We start from the raw sequence: 22,494 nt of genomic DNA, 5'->3' as shown, positions 1-22,494 counted from the left end.
CTTAGAAGTTGAACTTCGCGCCTGCACGATACTGACGACCGAAGATGCCGTCGCCACCCTGGATCGCATTGTACAGATACGCGCCATAGGTGACGGTATCGACCGGCGGCAGGCGATCGAAGAGGTTCAGCGCGTTGACGTAGAAGCTGAACTTGTCGGTGACCTTGAAGTTCACGTTCGCATCGACCGTGATGTAGCTCTTCACGTGGCAGTCATTGTACACGGCAGCCTGGCCGCAATCCTTGTATTCGTCGCCCTGATCGGTCGCCGACAGGTCATAGCCCGACGTGTAGTTGACCGTGGTGCTGACCGCGAAGTCGCCGAAGTCGAACGTGTTGAGCCAGTTGCCCTTCCACTCGAACGTCCCCGACCCTGCGGTCAGGTTGAAGTTGCCGAGCGTGCCCTCATAGCGCTGCTTCTCGCCGTCGATCGTCGTGCTGAGCTCGATGATGTAGCTCGCATTCAGGTTCGACGTCCACTTGACCGGACCGAAGTCATACGCGCCGTTGATCCCGAAATCGATGCCCGACGACTTGATCGTGTCGGCATTGATCAACTGCGAGCGGACGAAGGCGATCTTCGGACGCGCGTTCGGGTTGTTGACGTCGGGTGCGTCGGCGATGACCTCGAACCCGGCAACCGGTGCGGCACCGGCATAATAGGCTGCGATCGCGGCCGAATTGTCCGGCGTCGTGATCGCACCGGTCTTCTTGATGTTGTAGTAGTCGACGGTCAGCGACACGCTGCGGATCGGGTCGAACTTGAGCCCGCCGGTGAAGCTGCGCGACTTTTCAGGCTTCAGCTCCGGCGATGCCAGCGTCGTCTGTCCGATCGAGTAGGACGTCAGATAGGCCGGGCACGCCGTCGGGTTCGCCTGCGAACAGCCTGCGCCATATTGGGCAAGGAACGCATCGGGGATCGCCGAGATCTGCTGCGTCACATAGCCCGTCGTCGGCAGTGCATTCGCCTCGCCGAAGCTCGGAATACGGAAGCCTCGCGAATAGGTACCCCGCACCGTGACCTGCTGGAGCGGCGTGAAGATCGCGCCGACCTTCGGCGAGAAGTTGCTCTGCCCGGTCGAATAGTGATCGTAGCGACCCGAACCGTTGAGCGTCAGCACGTCGAGCACCGGTGCGTTGATTTCGGCAAAGGCCGAGCTCACCGTGCGGTTACCCTTGGTACCGAAGGCGTTCAGCGTGAAGTACCGCTGCGTCGCGCCGTTATAGTCGTCGTTCGCGCTGGGCGCGTCGACCGCTTCGTAGAAGATCGAGCCACCGACCGCGACGCGCAGGTCGCCGCCGGGCAGCGTGGCAAGCGACTTCTGGACGGTCAGCTGCGCCTGATAGAGATCCGACGTCGTGTCGGTGATGTTCTCGGGCGTCAGATAATCGCGCACCGCCTGGGTGTTGAGGCCCGGGTTGACGAAGTTGTAGCTGCCGTCGGCAATGACGTTGAGCAGGTTCTGGATATAGACATACCCGTTGGTCTTCACCCGCAGGTCGGTGTGCATCGCCGTTGCGTTGAAGTCATAGTCGAAGCCGTTGAGGACCGTGCCCTTGAGGCCGAATGCGGCACGGTACACGCGGCTGCGGGTCTCGTTCTGCGTGACGGTGTCGGGCAGCGCGCCGACGAGACGTGCGACCTGGCCCTGTGCCGCGAACGGGTTGTTCGGGTTCAGCGTGCCGTTCGTCGGACCGCAATTCACGCGCGCGGCGCAGACATAGACCGGCAATGCCAGGACGCCCGAGCCAGCGGCCAGCGCGGCGGTCTGCGCCTGCGAGGTCGAGAACTGCGGCGAGAGGATGCCGGCCGGTGCGTTACCGCGGATGACCGACGGACGACCGGTATAGTTGCTCGCCGACTGGGCGAAATTGACCAGCAGATATGCCTCGGAGTCGGCACCGACCTTTGCGCTGAAACGGGCCGAGCCGCCGAAACGCTCGATGTTCGGCGTCACCATGTCGTACTTGTTGGTGTTGTCGACCTGGCAGACCGTGGTCGGCGTCGTCACGTTCGCCGGCGTGCCGAGCTGCGCCGCGGTCGGGTTGTAGGGGGTGCCGTTGAGGCAGCCCGCTGCCGGGTTCAGCAGCTGGTACCGGCCCGATGCGACCGTGTTCGCGGCGTTGGCCGGACGGACGTAGAAATTGCCCGTACCGATCGCGAAGCCGTTGAGGGCGCCGCTCGCGTCAAGGCCGTTCGACGTGTTGTTCGGGCCGCACTGCGTGGTGCCGGTGCGGTTCGAACAGATCCCGGTCAGGTTGTCCGAATTGAAGGGCGCCGGCAGGTCGCGCTGATACACGCCCTCGTTGCGGAAATAGAAGCCGCTGACGTAGGCGTTGTAGCCCTTCTCGTCGAGGTCGCCGGTACCCGCGGTCAGCGTCAGCCGCTGGTTGGCGTTGTTGCCGTTCTCGGAGATGCCGGCCTCGGCGCGACCGCTGATGCCGTTGAACTTGCGCTTGGTGATCACGTTGACCACGCCTGCAATCGCATCGGCACCGTAGCTCGACGATGCGCCGTCGCGCAGCACGTCGATGCGCTCGACGATGTCGTCGGGGATGGTGTTCAGATCGACGAAGTTGCGCGATCCGTCATCCGACAGCGGATAATAGGCGGCGCGCAGACCGTCGAACAGCACGAGCGTCGAGTTGGTCGACAGGCCACGCAGCGACACCGAAGACGCGCCCGCGGCGAATGCGCCGTTGGCGGTGAACGAGTTGGTCAGCGCCGGGCCGTTGTTCGACGACAGCGCCTGGATACCGGCCTGCACCGTGTTGATGCCGCGCGAATCCAGATTTTCGGTGGTCAGCGTGGTGACGGGCGAAATGCCGGTATCGGTACCGCGGATGATCGATCCGGTAACGACGATCTCGTCGCCGGCGGCGGGCTGGTTCTGCGCGGCGACGTCGCTCGACGGGACACCGTTCTGCTCGGGCGGGGTCGCCTGCTGCGCGAACGCCGGCGCCGCCATGGCGAACGCGAACGGCGTCGCAGCCGCGAGCAGGAGCGCCTTCTTGGTCAACGAAATGCTGGTCATCATGATCCCTCGCTTGAACCCGGTCGCCCGCATCGCGGTACGCCGGGCAATTTTCCGCCCCTTTCATCGCGCCGAAGCACGACCCCGAAGGACATGGCGATGGGATGGAGGTGCTGTCGCATCCTGTAAAGAATGCATCCGGGCGGCCGAATGCTTTGGCAATCTCGTGTAGCGAAAAAGACACAATCACTGGTGCTTTTTCTTACAATCTGTTGCTTTTTCCGACAGCAGATCCTCGCTACGCATAATAATTAGGCAAAGGCATTTTCACGTCGCACCCGCGACAGCAGCTTGGCGAGGCCACGGCTCGGGCTTCAGCGTCACTCCGGACCGGCCGCCCGAACCAAAAAAAAGGGGCGGCGGATCCGTGATCCGCCGCCCCCCGATATCGCGTCCGAAAGGATCGCTTACATGTCGATCGTCAGGCCGACGAACAGGTACCGGCCGAGCGCATCATAGATGCCCGGATAGGTGTTGCCGTTGCCGAACGAGCCGATCGGCGAGGCCGTCGCGCTGAGGATCGGCGGCGTCTTGTCGAGCACGTTGTTGACGCCGAGGCGGTAGGTGACCTTGTCCGCGACCCGGATGGTCGCGGCGAGATCGAAATAGTCCTGCGCCTTCACGCGGCCGTCATTGGCGAAGAACGGCCCGGCCAGGTCCGCATCGCCGCTGGTCCGCTCGAACTTGGTCGCCGACAGATGGCGCCAGTTGCCCGACAGGCCGATGCCGCCCAGCGTGGTCAGCGACAGACGCGCCTGGTGACGCCACTTGGACATCGGATAGCCGCACTGGGCGCCGTACAGGCCCGCGCAATCGAACTTGGTGCCGACCTTGTCCGACGTGAACTTGTCGACATAGGTGCCGTTGAACGACAGCCCGATCGTGCCGATGCTGTCCGAGCGGTAGGTATAGCCCGCCGAGGTCTCGATCCCCTGCGTGGTCAGCGACCCTGCGTTGACGTTGGTGTCGACGATGAAGCCCGCATTGCCCTGCCACAGCGTGCCGTTGGCATCGCGGTTGATCGCACTGCAGAACTGGTCGTCGGCGGTCTGGAGGCACTGCGCGATGATCGTGTCCGCGCCGACGACGCCGATCCGGTCCTTCAGCTTGATGCGGAAGCCGTCGACCGACAGGTTGAAGCCCGGCAGGAACGACGGCCGCAGGATCACGCCCGCGGTGAACGTGTCGGCCTTTTCGGGGCGCAGGTTCGGGTTGCCGCCGAGCAGGCCGTTATACTGCTCGGACGGGTTGGCGGCGATCAGGCCGAACCGGTTCGCTGGAACGCCGGTCAGCGCGCACTGCGCGGCCGTGTTGCCGTTGACCAGACCGTTGACCGCGGCGCCGGCGCAGGGATCGGTCGCACCGTCGAGCTGGACCGACTGCTGTGCGAACAGCTCCTGCGTGTTCGGTGCGCGGACCGCACGGTTGTAGCCGCCGCGGAAGCGGACGTCGGAGACCGGCGCCCAGACCAGCTCACCCTTGTACGAATGCGCCGAACCCGCGGTGCTGTAGCTCGAATAGCGATAGCCGCCATTCACCGTCAGCTCGTTGACGAACGGGCGGTCGCTGACCAGCGGCACCTGGATTTCGCCGAACACTTCCTTGACGGTGTAGCTGCCGCGGATCGGCAGCGTCGCGCCGCCCTGGCCGGCCAGATCGCCGCTCAGGAACGCGTTGTCGACTTCGAGGCTCAGCGATTCCTTGCGGTACTCGCCACCGACGTTCAGCGCGATGCCCTCGCTCGCGAACGGCGACTGCACGCCATATTCGGCGCCCTTGAAGGTGAAGTTCGCGTTGAGGACGGTTTCCTTGTTCTCGCCCGACTGGAAGCCCGGGGTCTGGACATAGTTCAGCGCCTCGGGCGTGATCCCGGCCGCGCCGAAGATGTTGAGCGGGACGCAGTTCGGATCGGTGCCGTCGACGACCGAGCGGCAGACCGCCTGGCCGAGCGTCGCCGAGCCGGGACGCGTGTCGGTGATCGCGTCGAGCGCGCGCGTGGTGCGCGAGATCGAGAATTCGTTGCGATACACCTGGCTGAACACGGTGCTGCCGAACTGGCCATAGGCCTCGTACGAGATGCCCTTGTCGATATCGCCGGTCGCGCCCGCGACGAAGCGATACTGGGTATGGCGAAGATCCGCCTGGCGCCCGCCGCCCTCGACGTTGCGACGGCCGATGCGGACTTTCGCCTGCTGATACTGCGAGCCGTCCGGGTTGGTCAGGTTGACCACCGCGCCATTGGCGTCGGTCACCAGGTTGGACGCACGGCAGAAGGTCGAGACCTGCGCCGCCGACAGCAGCGGGTTGTTGCAGTTCAGGACCGTCGTGTTGTTGAAATCACCTGACGGCGCGATCTGCGCGACCGAGCGATCGTCCATGAACATGAAGTCGGCATAGGGCTTGAACGCGTCGCTGACTTCATACTTGGCGAGGAAGCCCGCGGTGTAGCGCGTGTCCGGACGCTGGTAATAGTTCAGCGGGTTGGCGTTGTAGAGCGTCCGCCCCGCGACGAGCTGGCCTGCTGCGTTCAGCGTATAGCCGGTCGGCGGCCCGCCCTCGGTCGCATCGCCGAGCGTGAAGTTCGCCGGGAATGCGGTGGCCGATCCGCCGCAGACATAATCGTTGCCGACATTGCCCGACGGCGCGTTCAGCCCGCACGAGCTATAGTCGCGCGACCCCTGCAGGATCGCGCCGATCTTGCGATAGCCGCCATAGCCGACGACATGGCCGCGGCCGTCGCTGGTGGCCGCGCCGACCTTGAAGTTGATGTCGAACTGCGTGCCGTCGAACGCCTGGCCGCTCGGCGCGGGATAGCCGCTTGCCGCCGACAGCGCCTGGAACCGCTCGCTGCGGTTGTTGTGGTTGTTGATGCCGCCCGACACGTCGACGCTGAAGCCTTCGTAATCGGTGTCGAGCACGAAGTTGACGACGCCCGCGATCGCGTCCGACCCATAGACCGAACCGGCGCCGCCGGTCAGCACGTCGACGCGCTTGATCAGCGAGGCGGGGATCATGTTGACGTCGGCGGCCGCACTCGCGGTGCTGCTCGACGAGGGGTTGCCCGGCATCAGGCGGCGGCCGTTGACCAGCACCAGCGTGCGCGATTCACCCAGGTTGCGCAGGTTGATCGTCGCCGTACCGGTCGAACCGTTCGACACCGACGAGGTCTGCGTCGCGAACGACGCCGGCAGGCTGTTGAGCACGTCCTCGATCCGCGTCGCGCCGCGCAGCTTGATGTCCGCCGCGTTGACCACGGTGATCGGGCTGGCAGAGGTCAGGTTGGGGTTCGAGATACGCGATCCGGTGACGACGATGTCGGTACCCGCGGCGGTCCCGGCTGCAGCGGGATCCTCGCTCGGCGTGTTTGAGACTGCCGGGGTCGTCGCTGCCGCGCCGTCGTCGCTGGTGGTGCTCTGCGGTGCGGGAGCCGGCTCGGCTGCCGGTGCAGTCTGGGCCGCTGCCGGAAGCGCCACGACGGCGCCCGCGATCATCGTGGACGCGAGCAGGCAATCCCGAAACATATGATTCCGCATGTATTCATTCCCCTTTCGCGCCGTCGATCCGTGATGACTGACGCGATGTGTTGCGGCGCGCTCCGGCGCACTGACTGGGGGCCGGTTACGCAAACGGCAGCGCTTTTGTCCAAAATAAAATTGTAAAATAGTAACGGATCATCGCATTGACGTACCATTGTTACAAAAAGGCAACATCGTGAATCCGGCGCCCTGCGGCGGGTTTTCCGAAGGAATCAAAGGGGATATTCCGGGGATGGCGGGCCCTGCGCGCCCCCGCCGCGGATCGGCCCCGGATTGCCGAAGCCGATACGAGGATGACACGGACATGCACATATCGACACGACGCGCGGCCCCCGGCCTGCTGATCGCCGGCCTGCTGACCACCGCCCTGTTGATCGCGGGCCTGCCGTCCGCTGCGACCGCGGGGTCGCCCCGCGGCGCACGCGCGCCCGTGCTGGTCGCGCTCACCCAGTGCCGCACGCTGCCGGAGGCCGCCGCGCGGCTCGCCTGTTTCGACCGCTCGGTCGCCGCGCTCGAACAGGCTGAAGCGAACCGGACGATCGTCATCATCGATCAGCAGCAGGTGCGCGAGACGCGACGCGCGGTGTTCGGCATCGCGCTCCCCGAGACCGGCCTGCTCGGCAAGGCCGAGGACCTGCCGCAGATCGAGGCGGTTCTCGCGGGTGCGTCGGTCGACGACTCCGGCCATTGGCGCTTCCAGCTCGCCGACGGCGCGCGCTGGATCCAGACCGACGACAATGTGATCGCCCGGCGCCCCCGCGCGAAGGATGCGGTCGTCATCAAGCGCGCCGCACTCGGCAGTTTCCGGATGAGCGTCGGCGGTCAGCCCGCGGTCAAGGTCCGCCGCCTCAACTAGACGTCGCGCGCTCTTACTTCATCACCCCCGCCACCAGCAGCGGATCGAGCTTCGCATCCCCCCAGCGCAGGCTCCAGTGGAGATGCGGGCCGGTCGCGCGCCCGCTATTGCCCACCGCGCCGACCGGCTGGCCCTGCGTCACCCGGTCGCCCGGCTTCACGTCGATCCGCGACAGATGCAGGAACGCGCTGTTCAGCCCCATGCCGTGGTCGATCATCAGCAGATTGCCCTCCAGCGTGAAGGGGTGATCCGCCGCCAGGATCACCACGCCGTCCGCGGGCGCGACCACGGTCGTCCCCGTCGGCCGCGCGATGTCGATCCCCGAATGATAGGAGCCCGCCTCGCCATTGGCATAGACGCGCTGCGACCCGAACAGCGTCGAGATCCGCCCCGTCACCGGCCAGACGAACGCCTGCCGCCAGCCGTCCGACACCGCCGCGATCCGCCGCGCCGCGACGATCTGCGCCAGCTCACCGGGGCGCACGCGCGCGAATTCGGGTGCGGGTACCGGATATTTGGGCAGGCTCGACAGCCGCGAAATGTCCCAGCCGCGCGCCGCGATTCCCAGCGGCTGCTGCACGACGCGCCCGTCCGCCAGCGTCGCGACGAGCATCGCCTGCGTCCCCGCATCACGGTCGAACCCCGCGACGAAGCGGCGATCGGGCGTGACCGTCACCGCCCGCCCGTCGAGCGTCAGCGTGCGCGTCCCCACAGGCGCAGTGCCCAGGATCAGCCCGCCCTGGCTCAGCGTCCCGGTCCAGACGAACCCCGTCGCCGCGGGAACGGCCGCGACAGGCGAAGGCACGGTCTGCGCGACGCCGCCCGACGCCAGCAGCGCCAATGGCAGCGCCAACGGCAGCAGCAGCGGGCGGATCACCGCGGTTTCATCGCCTCGGCGGCGCCCGCCGCGGTCGCATAGGCCTCCTGCCGCTCGACGCTCCAGTAGCGCAGATCCTCGAGCAGGATGCGGTGGCCGGTGACCGCGCACACGACATGATCCCCCGGGCTCAGCACGCGAAACCCGTTCGCCATGTAATGCAGCTTGGCGGCGCGGTCGGAATTGGACATCAGCATCGGGTTTCTCTCGTCGTCACAGGGGGAAGGATCAGAACAGGGTCGGCTGGCGCGGCGGCGTGGCCGAAGGAGACGGGGCGGCAGGCGGCGTCGGCCGGCTCGCCGGCTTCGGCCTGGCGGCGACCTCGCTGTCACCGCCTTCGACGGTGGCATCGACCATCCCGTCGCGGAAATGCAGCGTCAGCGCGCCCGCTGCACGCGCCGCCGCCGCCGACGCGAGCGTCGTGCCCCCCGGAGCCCGAGACGTCACCCGCGCATAGCCACGGTCGAGGATCGCATCGGGGTTGAGCGACTGGACCAGCCGCCACGTCGCGTCGAGCCGCGCCCGCGCGCCCTCCAGCTTGCGCTCGAGCGTCGCCGGCCGCAGCGCCGCGCCCGACCGGTCGAGGCTCCCGCGCGCCAGCGTCAGCCGCCGCTCGAGCCCGCGGTCGAGCCGCTGCCCGGCATCGTCCGCGCGCTGCCGCTGCGGGCCGAGCAGCTGGTCGTGCCTGGGCAGATGCCGCGCCAGCGCGTCGAGCCGCTCGCGCCCGCGCTCGACATAGCGCCGCGCACACCGCTCGGTCCGGTTGCGGTGGCTGTCGATCGTCAGCCTCAGGTCGGCGAGCACCGGCACCGCGATCTCGGCCGCCGCGGTCGGCGTCGGCGCGCGCAGGTCGGCGGCATAGTCGCACAGCGTCGTGTCGGTCTCATGGCCCACCGCGGAGATGATCGGGATCGAACAGGCGGCGACCGCGCGCACCACGACCTCCTCGTTGAACGACCACAGATCCTCGACCGACCCGCCACCACGCGCGACGATCACCAGATCGGGGCGCGGCACCGGTCCGCCGGGCGTGATCGCATCGAACCCGCGCACCGCCGCGGCGATCTCGGCGGCCGACCCCTCGCCCTGCACCTTGACCGGCCAGACGATGACATGCGTCGGACAGCGATCCTCGAGCCGGTGGAGAATGTCGCGGATCACCGCGCCCGTCCCCGACGTGACGACGCCGATCACCTGCGGCATGAACGGCAGCGGCTTCTTGGCCGCCGCGTCGAACAGCCCCTCGCCGCCGAGCTTCGCCTTCAGTTTCTCGAGCAGCGCCATCAGCGCGCCCGCGCCCGCCAGCTCCATCCGGTCGATCACGATCTGGTATTTCGACCGCCCGGGATAGGTCGTCAGCTTGCCCGTCGCGATCACCTCGACCCCGTCCTGCGGCACGAAGGCGAGCCGCGCCGCGCTCCCCTTCCAGATCACGCCGTCGATCACCGCCTGATCGTCCTTCAGCGCCATGTAGCAATGCCCCGACGCGACGCGCTTCCATCCCGAAATCTCGCCGCGCAGGCGGACATGGCCGAATTCGCCCTCGACCATCCGCTTCAGCTTGAACGCGAGTTCGCCGACCGACATGGCGAGTGCGTTGTCGCCGGCGACCGGCTCGGCTACCAGCCGCCCCATATCGCTCGCCAGCATGTCGCTGGACACGACGTCATCGGAAAAGGGATCGGGCATGAACGTCCTGCTGTTGGGCTCGGGGGGCCGCGAACATGCGCTCGCGTGGAAGCTGGTGCAATCGGCCAGCTTTTCTCCAGGCCTCGATACGCTCTATGCCGCGCCGGGCAACCCCGGCATTGCCAGCCTTGCGACGCTCGTGCGTCTCGATGCGACGGATCACGCATCGGTCGTCGCCTTCGTCCGCGAAAAGGCCATCGGCCTCGTCGTGATCGGCCCCGAGGCGCCGCTCGTCGACGGCCTCGCCGATACGCTGCGCGCCGCCGCCATCCCCGTCTTCGGTCCGTCCAGGGCCGCCGCCCAGCTCGAAGGGTCGAAGGGCTTCACCAAGGATCTGTGCGCGCGCGCAGGCATCCCGACCGCGGGCTATGTCCGCGTCGCGAGCCGTGCCGACGCCGACGTCGCGCTCACCCGCATTTTCTCGCTGCCCGTGGTCATCAAGGCCGACGGGCTCGCCGCGGGCAAGGGCGTCGTCATCGCCTTCACCCGCGCCGAGGCCGATGCCGCGCTCGACGCGCTGTTCGCGGACGGCGAGGCGGAGGCGGTGATCGAGGAATTCCTCGAAGGCGAGGAGGCGAGCCTCTTCGTCCTCACCGACGGCACCACGCTGATGCCGTTCGGCTCGGCGCAGGATCACAAGCGCGTCGGCGAGGGCGATACCGGCCCCAATACCGGCGGCATGGGCGCGTACAGCCCCGCCCCCGTCCTTACCGCCGCGCTCGAACAGCGCGCGCTCGACGAGATCGTCGCGCCCACGGTCGCGGCGATGGCGGCGGACGGGATCCCGTTCAGCGGCGTCCTCTATGCCGGCCTCATGCTCACCGCGCAGGGCCCCAAGCTGATCGAATATAACGCGCGCTTCGGCGATCCCGAGACGCAGGTGCTGATGATGCGGTTCGAGGGCGACCTGATCGCGACGATGCTCGCAGTTGCAGAAGGTCGCCTCGCCGACCTCCCCCCCGCCCGCTTCAGCCCCGCCACCGCGCTGACCGTGGTGATGGCGGCTAAGGGCTATCCCGGCACGCCAAAAGCCGGCGGCGCGATCATCGGCCTCGATTCGGCACGCGCGGCAGGCGGCACCGTCTTCCACGCCGGCACCCGGCTCGAGGATGGCGGCCTCGTCGCCGCGGGCGGCCGCGTCCTCGCGGTCACCGCCACCGGCGACGACCTCGCCTCGGCGCAAGCCAACGCCTACCGCGCGGTCGAGGCGATCGATTTCGAAGAAGGCTTCTACCGCCGCGACATAGGCTGGCGCGAACTCACCCGCTGACCCAAAGCAAAAAGCCCCTCCCCTTCAGGGGAGGGGTTGGGGTGGGGCGCATCCCCAACCGCAACGCCAGCGATAGCGCCGAGAACCACGCATTAAGTCTCGCCCCCCCCGACCCACCCCGCTACTATAGGCAAATGAACGAAACTTCCGCGACGTCCGCCTCGGGCGACAGCCTGCTCCCCGACGGCATCACCACGCTGACGACGATCCATTTCGCGATCATCGCGGTGCTCGCGCTCTTCGTGATCGCCGGGCTGCTCTGGGGCATCAAGGCCAAGCGCAGCCGCAAAAAGGCGTCGCGCGACGTCATCGCCAACGCCCGCGAAGCCGGCGTCGAACCCGCTCCCGAGCGGGTGACCCGGCCCCGTCGCGCCGGGCGGGTCAATAGAGGCCGGGGACTTCGCGTTGCGGGGTGGTGGGGTGGTCGGGGATGAGCAGCGCGCGCGTGGGGAGATCGGTCGTCGGCGCGGGCGTGCTGGTACGGGCCGACGCGGTGGCCGCGGTCGCGGTGACCGGCAGGCAGCTGCGGCCGGCGAGGAAGTCGATCGCCTGGCGCGTCGAGGCTTCGCGCGGGTCGCCGAGCGGATAGCGGATATCGTCCTCGGCCCGGCAGCTTGCCTCGACCGTGCCGGCGAGCCCGTCATAATAGGCACCCTGGCGTGCGGCGTTCTGCGTCGACAGCGCGACCACGCGCAGACGGTCGTCGCAGGCGGCGCGGTCGAGCCCGATCTGGCCGACGGGCTTGCCATAGGTGTTCGTACCGATCAGCCCGGCAGCGCTGTGCAGATAGGGGATCATCGCGTTGATGACGAGTTCGCTCGCCGAGGCGGTCCCGCCCGTGCCGATGAACGCGACGCGCGTCGGCGCGATCGATTCGGGCTGCGGCGCGAAGAAGCGCGTCGTGTTGTTGGCGGATTTTTCGGTGCGGAAGGTGGTGTAGCTCGACACTTCGGACGTCGCGCGGTTGCGACCGAGCAGGTCGGTCATCAGCTCTGCGATCGAGATCAGCCCGCCGCCATTATAGCGCAGGTCGATGACGATATCGGTGACGTTCTGCGCGCGGAAGCTGGCAAAGGCGGCGCGCAGCGCGGGGTCGGCGGTCGAGATGAACGTCCGGAGGTTGATATAGCCATAGTTGCGCCCGCCATCGGCGATGACCTTCGCGCCGTAGCGGCTCGAGACCGGGAGCAGCGCAAAATCGGTCTTGGTCAGCGTGATGTCGCGCGTGCCCTGCGCATCGCGGATCTGCAGCACGCGCCTGGTGCCGACCGTGTCCGGGCCGAGCGCGGTCGAGACGCCCGCGCTGCCCTCTGCGGCGAAGATCGCGCTGACGGTCCGCAGCGTGTTGGCGTTGGTCCCGATCGCGACGATTTCCGCACCGCGATCGACCTGCGCCGCCAGCGCGGCGCCGCCTTCGAAGGATTCGATGACATAAGCGCGCCGCCCGCTGCCATCGATGCCGAGACGGAAGCCGAAGCCGGCATTGGAACCCGCCTCATAATAGGCGTCCTCCTCCTTGATCGACGTCAGATAGGTGAAATAGCGGTCGCGGCGCTGGCCGCGCGCGGTCGCGGTCAGCGCGTCGATATAGGCGTCGACGGTCGTATAGGGTGTCGGGTCGAGGCTGGCGGGCAGCGTCTCGGGGAACAGATACCATTCGCGCAGCTGGCCTGCGACCCAGTCCTGGCGCTCGCGCAGGCTGCATCCGGCAACGGTCGTCGGGGTGGTCGTGCCGGTGGTCGGGGTGGACACCCCGGGCGTACCGCCGGTCGATCCCGACACCGCGCCGGAGTCTCCGCCGCACGCACTCAACATAGCCAGCATCGCCAGGCTGGCGCCGATCCGTCCGTTACGCATACTCATTCCCCCATTTGTCACGATGCTAGCCGGGAAGATCGGGGCTGTCAGCGTAGAATTCCGCCCGTTTCGAGGCTTGTCCGGCGACCGTCGGAACGGCCATTGCGGGGCGGGGCGCGCATGCCTAGATTGTCGTCATGAACACCTTCCTCGTCATCCTCCTAATCGCGGCGATGATCGCGACGCTCGTTGCTCTGGTGCGCGGGGTGGTGACGTTCCTGCAGGACCAGTCGGCGCAGGTGAAGGACGGGGGGCCGAGCGCCGCGTCGCTGAAATCGAACCGGATGATGCAGCAGCGCATCTTCTTCCAGGCGATCGCGATCCTGATCGTCGTGCTGATCCTGTTCGCCGCGGGCCGGACCTGAGCCCGAAGGGCGTAACGTCATGGTGAAGCTGAACAAAATTTACACGCGGACCGGCGACGCGGGGACCACGGGGCTGGTCGACGGGTCGCGCGTGTCCAAGGCGTGCCCGCGGATGCAGGCGATCGGCGATGTCGACGAGGCGAACAGCGCGATCGGCGTGGCCGCGGTGGCGCTGGGCGATCATCCGCTTGGCCGAGCGCTCGAGCGGATCCAGAACGACCTGTTCGATCTCGGCGCGGACATCGCGACGCCGGGCGAGGATTTCGCGCCTTCCGAAATGACGCTGCGGATCATCGGTTCGCAGGTCGAGCGGCTCGAAGGCGAGATCGACGCGATGACCGCGCAGATGGCGCCGCTCACCAGCTTCATCCTGCCGGGCGGATCGCCGGGCGCTGCGGCGCTGCATCTGGCGCGCGCGATCACGCGGCGCGCCGAGCGCGCGGTGGTCGCGGTCGACGACCCGATCAATCCGCTGGCATTAGCGTATGTTAACCGCTTGTCGGATTTCCTGTTCGTCGCCGCGCGTGCGGTGAACCAAAACGGGGCGAGCGACGTTCTTTGGCGACCGGGGGCAACGCGCGGATAGCGCTCCGTATCGCTGCATCCTTTTATAAGGGGCCATGCCGCGTGCATCGCCCGCACGAGGACAGTCGATGCCGAACCCCGTCCCCACCCATAATCCCGCGACCCTGCCTGACACGGACGCGCTCGGTGCGCGGTTCGCTGCCGTGCGCGACCTGTCGATTGCGCTGGCTGCGCCGCTGTCGGATGCGGATGCGACGGTGCAGTCGATGCCCGACGCGTCGCCGACCAAATGGCATCTGGCGCATACCAGCTGGTTCTTCGAGACGTTCGTGTTGCGCGATCATGTCGCGGGCTACCGGCTGCACGACGAACGCTTCCCGTTCCTGTTCAACAGCTATTACGAGGCGGAAGGCCGGCGGCATGCCCGCGACCGGCGCGGGATGATCACGCGGCCGACGCTCGACGAGGTGCGGGCGTACCGCGCGCATGTCGATGCGGCGCTGATCGCGGCGCTGCCCGACCTGCCCGAGGCGGCGCGCGAGCTGGTGGCGCTGGGCTGTCATCACGAGGAGCAGCACCAGGAATTGCTGGTGACCGACATCCTCCATTTGTTTTCGGAAAATCCCCTCGAGCCCGCGGTCTGGGCCGCGCCGCGCAAGGTGCCGGTCGAGATGCCGGGCGCGATCGGCTGGATCGAGCGCGACGCCGGGATCGCGCGGATGGGGCATGACGGTGACGGCTTCGCGTTCGATTGCGAGACGCCGCGGCACGACACGCTGCTCGCGCGCCACGCGATCGCCGACCGGACGGTGACCAATGGCGAATGGGCGGCGTTCATTGCCGATGGCGGATACCGCGAGCCGCGCCACTGGCTCGCCGATGGCTGGGCCTGGGTGAAGGCGGAGGGCGTCGTCGCGCCGATGTACTGGGAAGAACGCGACGGGGGCTGGACGCGGTTCGGGCTCGACGGGCGGCGCGCGATCGATCCCGCCGCGCCGGTGACGCATGTCAGCTTCTACGAGGCGGACGCCTATGCCAGCTGGGCAGGCGTGCGGCTGCCGACCGAGGCCGAATGGGAGGCCGTCGCGGCGGACTATGCCGGCGATGGCGGCAACCAGATGGATGCGGCGGGCCCGGTCGAGCCGCGACCGGCACGCGCCGGCGACCCGGCCTTTTTCGGCGACGTCTGGGAATGGACGGGGAGCGCCTATCGCCCCTATCCCGGCTTCCGCGCGGTCGAGGGTGCGGTCGGCGAGTATAATGGCAAGTTCATGAGCGGGCAGTTCGTGCTGCGCGGCGGGAGCTGCGCGACGCCGCGCGGCCATGCGCGCGCGAGCTACCGCAATTTCTTCTACCCGCACCAGCGCTGGCAGTTCACCGGCGTCCGGCTTGCCAAGGATATCTGATGTTGAAGCGTGAAATCGAAGACGGCGAGCAGAGCCTGGCCGACCCCGCCTTCCGGGCGGACGTGCTCGCCGGGCTGGAACGGCGGCCGCGCGCGATTCCGGCGCGCTGGTTCTACGACCGGCGCGGGTCGGAGTTGTTCGAGGCGATCACCGACCTGCCCGAATATTATCCGACGCGGACCGAGCGCTCGATTCTCGAGACCGCCTGCCCCGAGGTCGCCGAGATTGCCGGCGCGGGACGTGCGGTGGTCGAATTCGGGTCGGGGTCGTCGACCAAGACGCCGATCCTGCTGAGCGCGGTGGCGCCGTCGGTCTATGTGCCGATTGATATCTCGGGTGATTTCCTGCGCGAATCGTCGCGGGTGCTCGCGGCGCAGTTCCCCGAGCTGCTGGTCCTGCCGTTCGAGGCGGATTTCATGCGGCCGCTGGCATTGCCGAAGACGATCGCGGACACGTCCAAGCTCGGTTTCTTTCCGGGGTCGACGATCGGCAACATGATCCCGCTGATGGCGGTCGACCTGTTGAAGGCGATGCGCGCGTCGCTCGGGATCGGCGCGATGCTGCTGATCGGGATGGACCGGATCAAGGATCCGGCGGTGCTGGTCCCCGCCTATGACGATGCGCAGGGCGTGACCGCGGCGTTCAACATGAACCTGCTCGAACGGATCAACCGCGAGCTCGACGCCGACGTGCCGGTCGAGGCGTTCCGGCACAAGGCGGTGTGGAACGACGACCGCGCGCGGATCGAGATGCATCTCGAGGCGCAGCGCGACGCCGCGTTCACGATCGAGGGGCGGCCGTTCGATATCGCCGCGGGCGAGACGATCCACACCGAGAACAGCCACAAATACGGGTCGCGCGATGCGCGGATCCTGCTGCGGTCGGGCGGGTGGACGCCGATCCGCGAATGGACCGATCCGGCGGGGTTGTTCTCGCTGTACCTGGCGGAAGCACAGGCGGAGCGGCCGGCGCCGTAAGGGCGGGGCGGCTGGGTGAGGGCGGGGCAGGTGCTTCGACTTCGCTCAGCACGAACGGGGTTTGGTGTTTTGCGGCCCCGTTCGCCCTGAGCGCAATCGAAGGGCGCGCCGGGTGCGCGCCGCTTCGACTTCGGTCGTTTGTAATCAGCGGCCTGCGGCGTCGTCCGCGTTCATCGGCTCGTCGCCCTGCTTCTTGGCCTCTTCGTAGCGCTCGATCGCCTCAATCGTGATGCGCTTGGCTTCCTCGGCATCGCCCCACTTGCCGACGCGGACCCACTTCTTCTTCTCAAGGTCCTTATAGTGGGTGAAGAAATGCTCGATCTGCTCGAACACGATCTCGGGCACGTCGGCACGGCCGCCGACGTTCGAATAATAGGGGAACACGTCGTTGACGGGGACGCAGACGAGCTTCTCGTCGCCGCCGGCCTCGTCCTCGAGGTTGAGCACCGCGATCGGGCGCGCGCGGACGACGCAGCCGGGGATGAACGGCGAGCGCGCGATCACGAGCGCGTCGAGCGGGTCGCCATCGGGGCTGAGCGTGTGCGGCACGAAGCCGTAATTGGCGGGGTAGCGCATCGGCGTGTGCAGGATGCGGTCGACGAACAGCGCGCCCGATGCCTTGTCGAACTCGTACTTCACGGGCTCGCCGCCGGTCGGGACTTCGATGATGACGTTCAGGTCTTCGGGCGGATTCTTACCCGTCGGGATGAGGTCGATACGCATGGCGGTCCTTTCAGAAATGGCGGTGCCGGCCGCTTCCCCTTGGGGAGGCGGCCGGCACCGGAAAAATATCAAAACTGTCAGCGCGGCATCAGCAACTTGTCCAGTCCGCCGTCACCTGTACCGACCTTCTCGAGCCGCGGATAGCGCGGGCCGTCATGGTAATCGAGCGAGACGTCGCGGAATCGCTCGTTGTTTTTTACAGTCAGACGGATCGGCAGCTTGGTGCCCTGGGCCGCCAGAATTGCCGCTTTCATGCGGTCCGACGAGTAGGATTCGCCGTTGACCGCCTCGATTTCTGTACCGACGTCGATCCCGGCGCGGAACGCAGGGCTGTCCCAGATCGAGGCAGTCACGACGCCGTCCTTGTTCATCACCAGCCCCAGCGAATAGCTGACATCGGTGCCGCGGGTCTTCTCCGCCTGCTTCAGATACGGGCTCTGCACGGGGCCATAGACCAGCTTGTAGCCGTTCATCGCAAAGCCGTTGATCGGCGCGGGCTTGCCCGTCTCGGTCAGGCGCGTGGTGAAGAAGCCGGCCCAGTCATAGGGCAGGATCCCGTTCAGTGTCTTGGCCACATCGTCGAACGTGTAGGTGACCTCGCCGTAATCGCCGTTACGGATGCCGAAGAAGGCTCGCGCGAAATCGTCGATCGACTTGGTGCCGCCCGACTTCTGGCGGAGCATCGCGTCGACCTCCATCCAGACCATCAGCCCTTCGTTGTAGTAATCCTCCGAGCGCTGCCAGCTGGTCCAGCCCTTGGGACGACGCGACGAGATGACCGGATCGTTGGTGGTGTCGATCAGCGGGCGCCACTGGCGACCCTGCGCGGTGTCGTAGGTGCCCAGAATCGAGGCATAGCCGTCGAGCGTGTCCTGCTTGCTGACCAGACCCGAGCGCGCCTGGAGCACATAGCCCCAGAACTGCGTCTGGCCCTCATAGACCCAGAGCAGCGAGTTGCGCATCGGCGTGCGGAAATCGGGCGTCCACAGATCGGCGCCGCGGCGGAACTTGCCGTCCCAGCTGTGCGTGAATTCGTGCGGCAGCAGGTTACGGGCCGACGCGCCCGTCTCCCATTCGGTGAAATAGCCGGGGCGGACGCCGTTTTCCGAGCTGCGATGATGTTCGAGCCCGATCCCGCCGAGCTGGTCGGTGATCGAAAGCAGGAACTCGTAATGATCATAATGCTCGGCGCCGAAGGTGCGCGCGGCCTGGTCGACGAGCCGCTTATGCGCATCGATCTGTTCGGGCTTGGCGGCGAGCTGGTCGGGGGTGTCGGCGAAGACGTTGAGGTCGACCTTCGGGCTCAAAGGCCAGACCTTGCCGTATTTGCCCGCGAGGATCGGCGAATCGACGAGGATCTCGTAATTGGTCCGGTCATAGGCATAGGTCGCGCCCGAGACCTTGGCGGGGACCGCACCCGCGGCGGTCCAGCCGGTCGGATAGGTGACCGTCATCTTCACCGGGATCTGACGCGTATAATAACCGGCGGGGTAGAGGCTGACCGAGTTCGGCTGGAGGCTGATCATCGTCGGGGTCATGACGACACGGCCCTGGTCCGCCTTGGTCGCGGAGATGAACTGGAAGGTCGCGTCGAGCTGTCTGGTGCCCGCGGGGACGTCGATGTGGAAGGCGTAGACGTCGACCGGATCGCGCGTCCAGGGAAGGATCCGGCCGTTCGCGCGGATCACCAGCCCGGCGAGCTTCTCGATCTCGCCGCGTGGCGCATGGTTGCCGGGCAGCCATTTCGGGAAGAGCAGCGCCATCTTGCCCGACTTCGCGACGGGGATCGTCTCCTTCACGCGGAAGATGCCGCGCTCGGTATCGGTCGCGTCGATGTCGAGCAGGATCGTGCCGGGATAGGGCGTGTCCTGCGCGGCGGGGATCGTGTCGACGAACGGCACCGGCTGTGGTGCGGTGTTGCCGGCGGGGACTTGAGCGACCGCGGGAAGTGCAGACGCGAGCAGGGATGCGACGAGAAGCTTGCGGATCAAGGAAAAGGCCTTCGGCAGAGAGACGATGGTCAAGGTGTAAGCGGCAGAAAGGGCAGTCGTCCAGCCCTTTGCCGGGAGGTATAGTTCACCCGGTCACCATGACCTCTTCCCGTCATCCTGACGAACGTCAGGACCCAGGGTTACGGGCGGTGGCGTGTCTGGCTCTGGGTCCTGACGTTCGTCAGGATGACGAAACAGCGACGGACCCGCGTCAGCTGCTGCCGAGCACGTTGATGGTGAAGGCGAGCACGCCGATGTTGAAGACGAACGCCGCCATGCACTGGCCGAGCGCGACCTTGCGCACGCGCCGCGACGTGATCTCGACGTCGGAGGTCTGGAAGGTCATGCCGAGCGTGAAGGCGAAATAGGCGAAGTCCCAGTAATCGGGCTCGGCGCAGGAGGGGAAATCCAGCCCGCCCGCATCGCTGCCATCCGCGGCGTCGCTGTAGAACAGATGCGCATAATGCAGCGTGTAGACCATGTTCGAGAACAGCCAGGCGAGCACCAGGGTCGCGACCGAGATCAGGATCGCGACGAGATCGGTCTTGCCCTGCAATTCCTTCGCCACCGCGACGAGCACGACGATCAGGATCGTCCCGCTGAACGCGAGCAGCACCGCGCGGTTGGCGTCGTTTTCGTCCGCATAGCGCCGCATCCGCTCCGCGGTGGCGTTGCCGAACAAGGTCGCGACGGTGGCAAGGAACAGGACTGCGGCGATATCGAAGGCTGCCATCGTGCCGCGCCCCAGACCCAGTCGGGGGATCAGCGCGACGAGGCCGATCGCGAAAACGCATGCGAACAGCACGAAGCGCGGCGGGGCGATGCGCCGGCCGAGCCCCCAATAGCGGACGTCGTTGCTCATGTGACGGCGCTAGCGCTTCGCGGGCACGTCGCCTAGATACGCGCGCATCATGGCCAGAACAGAAACCCCGCGTCGCATCCGCGGCACTCAGGACATCTTCGGCGACGAGCAGCGCCGTTTCGCGCATGTTCTCAGCACCTTCGAACGCGTGCGTGCGTTGTATTGCTTTCAGCGGATCGACATCCCGGTGTTCGAATCCACCGCGGTGTTCGCGCGCTCGCTCGGCGAGACGACCGACGTCGTGTCGAAGGAGATGTATACGTTCGAGGATCGCGGCGGGGATTCGCTGACGCTGCGGCCCGAATTCACCGCCGGGATCGCGCGTGCCTATCTGACCGAGGGGTGGCAGCAGTTCGCGCCGCTCAAGATCACGACGAGCGGCCCGGTGTTCCGCTACGAACGCCCGCAAAAGGGGCGGTTCCGGCAGTTCCACCAGATCGACGCCGAGGTGATCGGTGCGGCGGAGCCCGCGGCGGACGTCGAACTGCTGGTGCTGGCGGACCAGCTGCTGCGCGAGCTCGGCATTGCCGACGGCGTGACGTTGCAGCTGAACACTTTGGGCGATGCCGACACGCGCGAGGCATGGCGTGCGGCGCTGGTCGCGCATTTCGAGGCGCATCGCGGCGAGCTGTCCGAGGACAGCCTGACGCGGCTCGAGAAGAATCCGATGCGGATCCTCGATTCGAAGGATCCGAAGGACCGCCCGATCGCGGACAGCGCCCCCGACATCGACGCGTATCTGACGCCCGAGGCGCGCGCGTTCTTCGACGCGGTGACCGCCGGGCTCGATGCCGCGGGTGTCGCGTGGGAGCGCAATGCACGGCTGGTCCGCGGGCTCGATTATTACCGGCACACCGCGTTCGAGTTCGTGACCGATCGGCTGGGGTCGCAGGGCACCGTGCTGGCCGGCGGGCGCTATGACGGGTTGATCGGGTCGCTCGGCGGGCCCGAGACGGCGGGTGTCGGCTGGGCGGCGGGGGTCGAGCGGCTGGCGATGCTGCTGGAGGAGCCGGCGGCGGCGGGGATCGATGCGGTGGTCGTGCCGATGGGTGCCGCGGCCGAAGCGCGCGCGACCGGCATCGTTGCGGACCTGCGGCGTGCGGGCGTGGCGGTCGAGATGGCGTATAAGGGCAAGATGAAGGCGCGGATGGCGAAGGCGGATGCGCTCGGCGCGCGGTTTGCGATCATTCTCGGCGATGACGAGCTCGCCAAGGGCGTCGGCGCGGTGAAAGCGCTCGCGACCGGCACGCAGACCGAGGTCGCGTTCGCCGATCTGGCGGAGGCGCTGCGTTGAGCCTCCCCGTCATCCCGGCGCAGGCCGGGATCCAGCGCCATGAAGGCTGCGCCCGATCACCCTGGATCCCAGCGTTCGCGGGGATGACGCAAGAGGGAGCGTCCGCATGACCCAGATCTCCCCGGACCGGATTCGCGCGATCGAGGCGCGGCGGGACGAGTTGCAGGCGCTGATGTCGACCGGCGACCTGCCGTCGGATCGTTTCGTCGCGGTGTCGAAGGAATATGCCGAGCTCGAACCCGTCGCGCAGGCGGCGACCGAAGTGCGGCGGCTGCGGCAGGAGGCCGAGAGCCTCGCCTTCATGGCCGAGGATGCAGATGACGAACTGCGCGCGATGGCGTCGGAGGAATTGCACGAGAATCGCACGCTGCTCGAGACCGCGGACCGCAAGCTCGCGCTCGCGCTGCTGCCGCGCGATTCCGCGGACGAGCGCTCGGCGATGCTCGAGGTGCGCGCGGGGACAGGTGGGGACGAGGCGGCGCTGTTCGCGGGCGACCTGTTCCGGATGTACCAGCGTTATGCCGAATCGCAGGGCTGGCGGGTCGAGCTGATCTCCGGATCGTCGTCGGACGCGGGCGGCTTCAAGGAAGTCGTCGCCAGCGTCACGGGGCAGGGCGTGTTCGCGAAGCTGAAGTTCGAAAGCGGCGTCCACCGCGTCCAGCGCGTGCCCGCGACCGAGGCGGGCGGCCGGATCCACACCTCGGCGGCGACCGTCGCGGTGCTGCCCGAGGCGGAGGAGGTCGACGTCAAGATCGACGACAAGGACCTGCGCATCGACGTCTATCGCTCGTCGGGGCCGGGCGGCCAGTCGGTCAACACGACCGACTCTGCCGTGCGGATCGTGCACATCCCGACCGGGCTGACGGTGATCCAGCAGGACGAGAAGTCGCAGCACAAGAACAAGGCCAAGGCTTTGCGCGTGCTGCGGACGCGGCTCTACGAGGCGGAGCGCGACCGGCTGCATGCCGAGCGCGCGGGCGCGCGCAAATCGATGGTCGGGTCGGGCGATCGATCGGAGCGGATCCGGACGTATAATTTCCCGCAAGGCCGCGTGACCGATCACCGCATCAACCTGACGCTGCACCGGCTGCCGGAAATCGTCGCGGGCGACATGGCCGAGCTGATCGGCGCGCTGGTGTCGCAGGACGAGGCGGACCGGCTGGCGCAGCTGGATGGCTGAGCCTGGCTGCTTCTCCCCCTCCCGCTCGCGGGAGGGGGCCGGGGGGTGGGCG

18 protein-coding genes are annotated in these 22,494 nt (G+C 67.3%); 9 read left to right on the top strand and 9 right to left on the bottom strand.

Annotated elements, in window-relative coordinates; translation table 11 throughout:
• Position 1: 1 nt before the first annotated feature.
• Positions 2-3,037, bottom strand: a complete 3,036-nt coding sequence (locus GV027_RS12955) for a TonB-dependent receptor domain-containing protein (protein ID WP_159512114.1) — start codon at positions 3,035-3,037, stop codon at positions 2-4.
• Between the two features lie 404 nt (positions 3,038-3,441).
• Complete coding sequence (locus GV027_RS12950; RefSeq protein WP_159512113.1) at positions 3,442-6,567, bottom strand: TonB-dependent receptor domain-containing protein; 3,126 nt, start codon at positions 6,565-6,567, stop codon at positions 3,442-3,444.
• A gap of 307 nt (positions 6,568-6,874) precedes the next feature.
• Here GV027_RS12950 and GV027_RS12945 point away from each other — a divergent pair, with 307 nt between their 5' ends.
• A complete protein-coding gene (locus GV027_RS12945; RefSeq protein ID WP_236559208.1) occupies positions 6,875-7,426 on the top strand; it encodes a hypothetical protein in 552 nt (183 codons plus the stop codon).
• 13 nt (positions 7,427-7,439) lie between these two features.
• Here GV027_RS12945 and GV027_RS12940 read toward each other — a convergent pair whose 3' ends face one another.
• From GV027_RS12940 to xseA, 3 genes are read right to left on the bottom strand one after another with little or no spacing between them, the layout of a single operon-like run.
• Positions 7,440-8,303, bottom strand: a complete 864-nt coding sequence (locus tag GV027_RS12940) for a M23 family metallopeptidase (RefSeq protein ID WP_443029536.1) — start codon at positions 8,301-8,303, stop codon at positions 7,440-7,442.
• Positions 8,300-8,500, bottom strand: a complete 201-nt coding sequence (locus GV027_RS12935) for a DUF2093 domain-containing protein (RefSeq protein ID WP_031441717.1) — start codon at positions 8,498-8,500, stop codon at positions 8,300-8,302. Before GV027_RS12935 ends, GV027_RS12940 begins: the two co-directional genes overlap by 4 nt.
• A gap of 31 nt (positions 8,501-8,531) precedes the next feature.
• Positions 8,532-9,992 (bottom strand): exodeoxyribonuclease VII large subunit, encoded by a 1,461-nt coding sequence (xseA, locus tag GV027_RS12930; RefSeq protein ID WP_443029535.1) that lies wholly within the window; start codon positions 9,990-9,992, stop codon positions 8,532-8,534.
• Between xseA and purD the strand changes: the two genes are divergently transcribed.
• Together purD and GV027_RS12920 are read left to right on the top strand one after the other, a co-directional pair.
• Complete coding sequence (purD, locus tag GV027_RS12925) at positions 9,991-11,262, top strand: phosphoribosylamine--glycine ligase (RefSeq protein WP_159512112.1); 1,272 nt, start codon at positions 9,991-9,993, stop codon at positions 11,260-11,262. The genes xseA and purD overlap by 2 nt on opposite strands.
• Before the next feature lie 134 nt (positions 11,263-11,396).
• Complete coding sequence (locus GV027_RS12920; RefSeq protein ID WP_159512111.1) at positions 11,397-11,696, top strand: hypothetical protein; 300 nt, start codon at positions 11,397-11,399, stop codon at positions 11,694-11,696.
• On the opposite strand, the gene GV027_RS12915 is transcribed toward GV027_RS12920, so the two are convergent.
• Entirely contained in the window at positions 11,644-13,119 is a 1,476-nt protein-coding gene (locus GV027_RS12915; protein ID WP_236559207.1) for a S41 family peptidase, read from the bottom strand. The two genes, GV027_RS12920 and GV027_RS12915, sit on opposite strands and share 53 nt — an antisense overlap.
• Positions 13,120-13,256: 137 nt before the next feature.
• On the opposite strand from GV027_RS12915, the gene GV027_RS12910 reads away from it, so the two are divergent.
• From GV027_RS12910 to egtD, 4 genes are all read left to right on the top strand, one after another.
• A complete protein-coding gene (locus tag GV027_RS12910) occupies positions 13,257-13,484 on the top strand; it encodes a twin transmembrane helix small protein (RefSeq protein WP_031395690.1) in 228 nt (75 codons plus the stop codon).
• Between the two features lie 19 nt (positions 13,485-13,503).
• Positions 13,504-14,070 carry a cob(I)yrinic acid a,c-diamide adenosyltransferase gene (locus GV027_RS12905; RefSeq protein ID WP_031395689.1) on the top strand — a complete coding sequence of 189 codons (567 nt, stop codon included), beginning with the start codon at positions 13,504-13,506 and terminating at the stop codon, positions 14,068-14,070.
• Between the two features lie 67 nt (positions 14,071-14,137).
• Positions 14,138-15,415 carry an ergothioneine biosynthesis protein EgtB gene (gene egtB, locus GV027_RS12900; RefSeq protein WP_159512110.1) on the top strand — a complete coding sequence of 426 codons (1,278 nt, stop codon included), beginning with the start codon at positions 14,138-14,140 and terminating at the stop codon, positions 15,413-15,415.
• Positions 15,415-16,392 (top strand): L-histidine N(alpha)-methyltransferase, encoded by a 978-nt coding sequence (gene egtD / locus GV027_RS12895; protein ID WP_159512109.1) that lies wholly within the window; start codon positions 15,415-15,417, stop codon positions 16,390-16,392. The genes egtB and egtD overlap by 1 nt, the downstream gene beginning before the upstream one ends.
• 144 nt (positions 16,393-16,536) lie before the next feature.
• Here egtD and ppa read toward each other — a convergent pair whose 3' ends face one another.
• The 3 genes from ppa to GV027_RS12880 form a co-directional block, all read right to left on the bottom strand.
• On the bottom strand, positions 16,537-17,115 hold the full coding sequence (gene ppa, locus GV027_RS12890; protein WP_031393175.1) for an inorganic diphosphatase: 579 nt from the start codon (positions 17,113-17,115) through the stop codon (positions 16,537-16,539).
• 77 nt (positions 17,116-17,192) lie between these two features.
• Positions 17,193-19,106, bottom strand: coding sequence for a M61 family metallopeptidase (locus tag GV027_RS12885; protein ID WP_159512108.1), 1,914 nt, complete (start codon positions 19,104-19,106; stop codon positions 17,193-17,195).
• A 211-nt stretch (positions 19,107-19,317) separates the two neighbouring features.
• Positions 19,318-19,968, bottom strand: coding sequence for a DUF1345 domain-containing protein (locus GV027_RS12880; RefSeq protein WP_031393173.1), 651 nt, complete (start codon positions 19,966-19,968; stop codon positions 19,318-19,320).
• Positions 19,969-20,017: 49 nt separating this feature from the next.
• Here GV027_RS12880 and hisS point away from each other — a divergent pair, with 49 nt between their 5' ends.
• Both hisS and prfA read left to right on the top strand, forming a co-directional pair.
• The gene (hisS, locus tag GV027_RS12875; protein ID WP_159512107.1) at positions 20,018-21,262 is read left to right on the top strand and encodes a histidine--tRNA ligase; all 1,245 of its coding nucleotides are present in this window, start codon (positions 20,018-20,020) and stop codon (positions 21,260-21,262) included.
• Positions 21,263-21,368: 106 nt separating this feature from the next.
• Positions 21,369-22,442: a peptide chain release factor 1 gene (gene prfA, locus GV027_RS12870; protein WP_159512106.1), complete on the top strand. Its 1,074-nt coding sequence runs from the start codon at positions 21,369-21,371 to the stop codon at positions 22,440-22,442.
• Positions 22,443-22,494 lie beyond the last annotated feature (52 nt).

Origin of the sequence: Sphingomonas sp. T1 (assembly GCF_902506585.1) — a bacterium.
Lineage (GTDB): Bacteria > Pseudomonadota > Alphaproteobacteria > Sphingomonadales > Sphingomonadaceae > Sphingomonas > Sphingomonas aerolata.
Note: the sequence above shows the minus strand (reverse complement) of the source record. Positions and strands in the feature narration are given on the sequence as shown.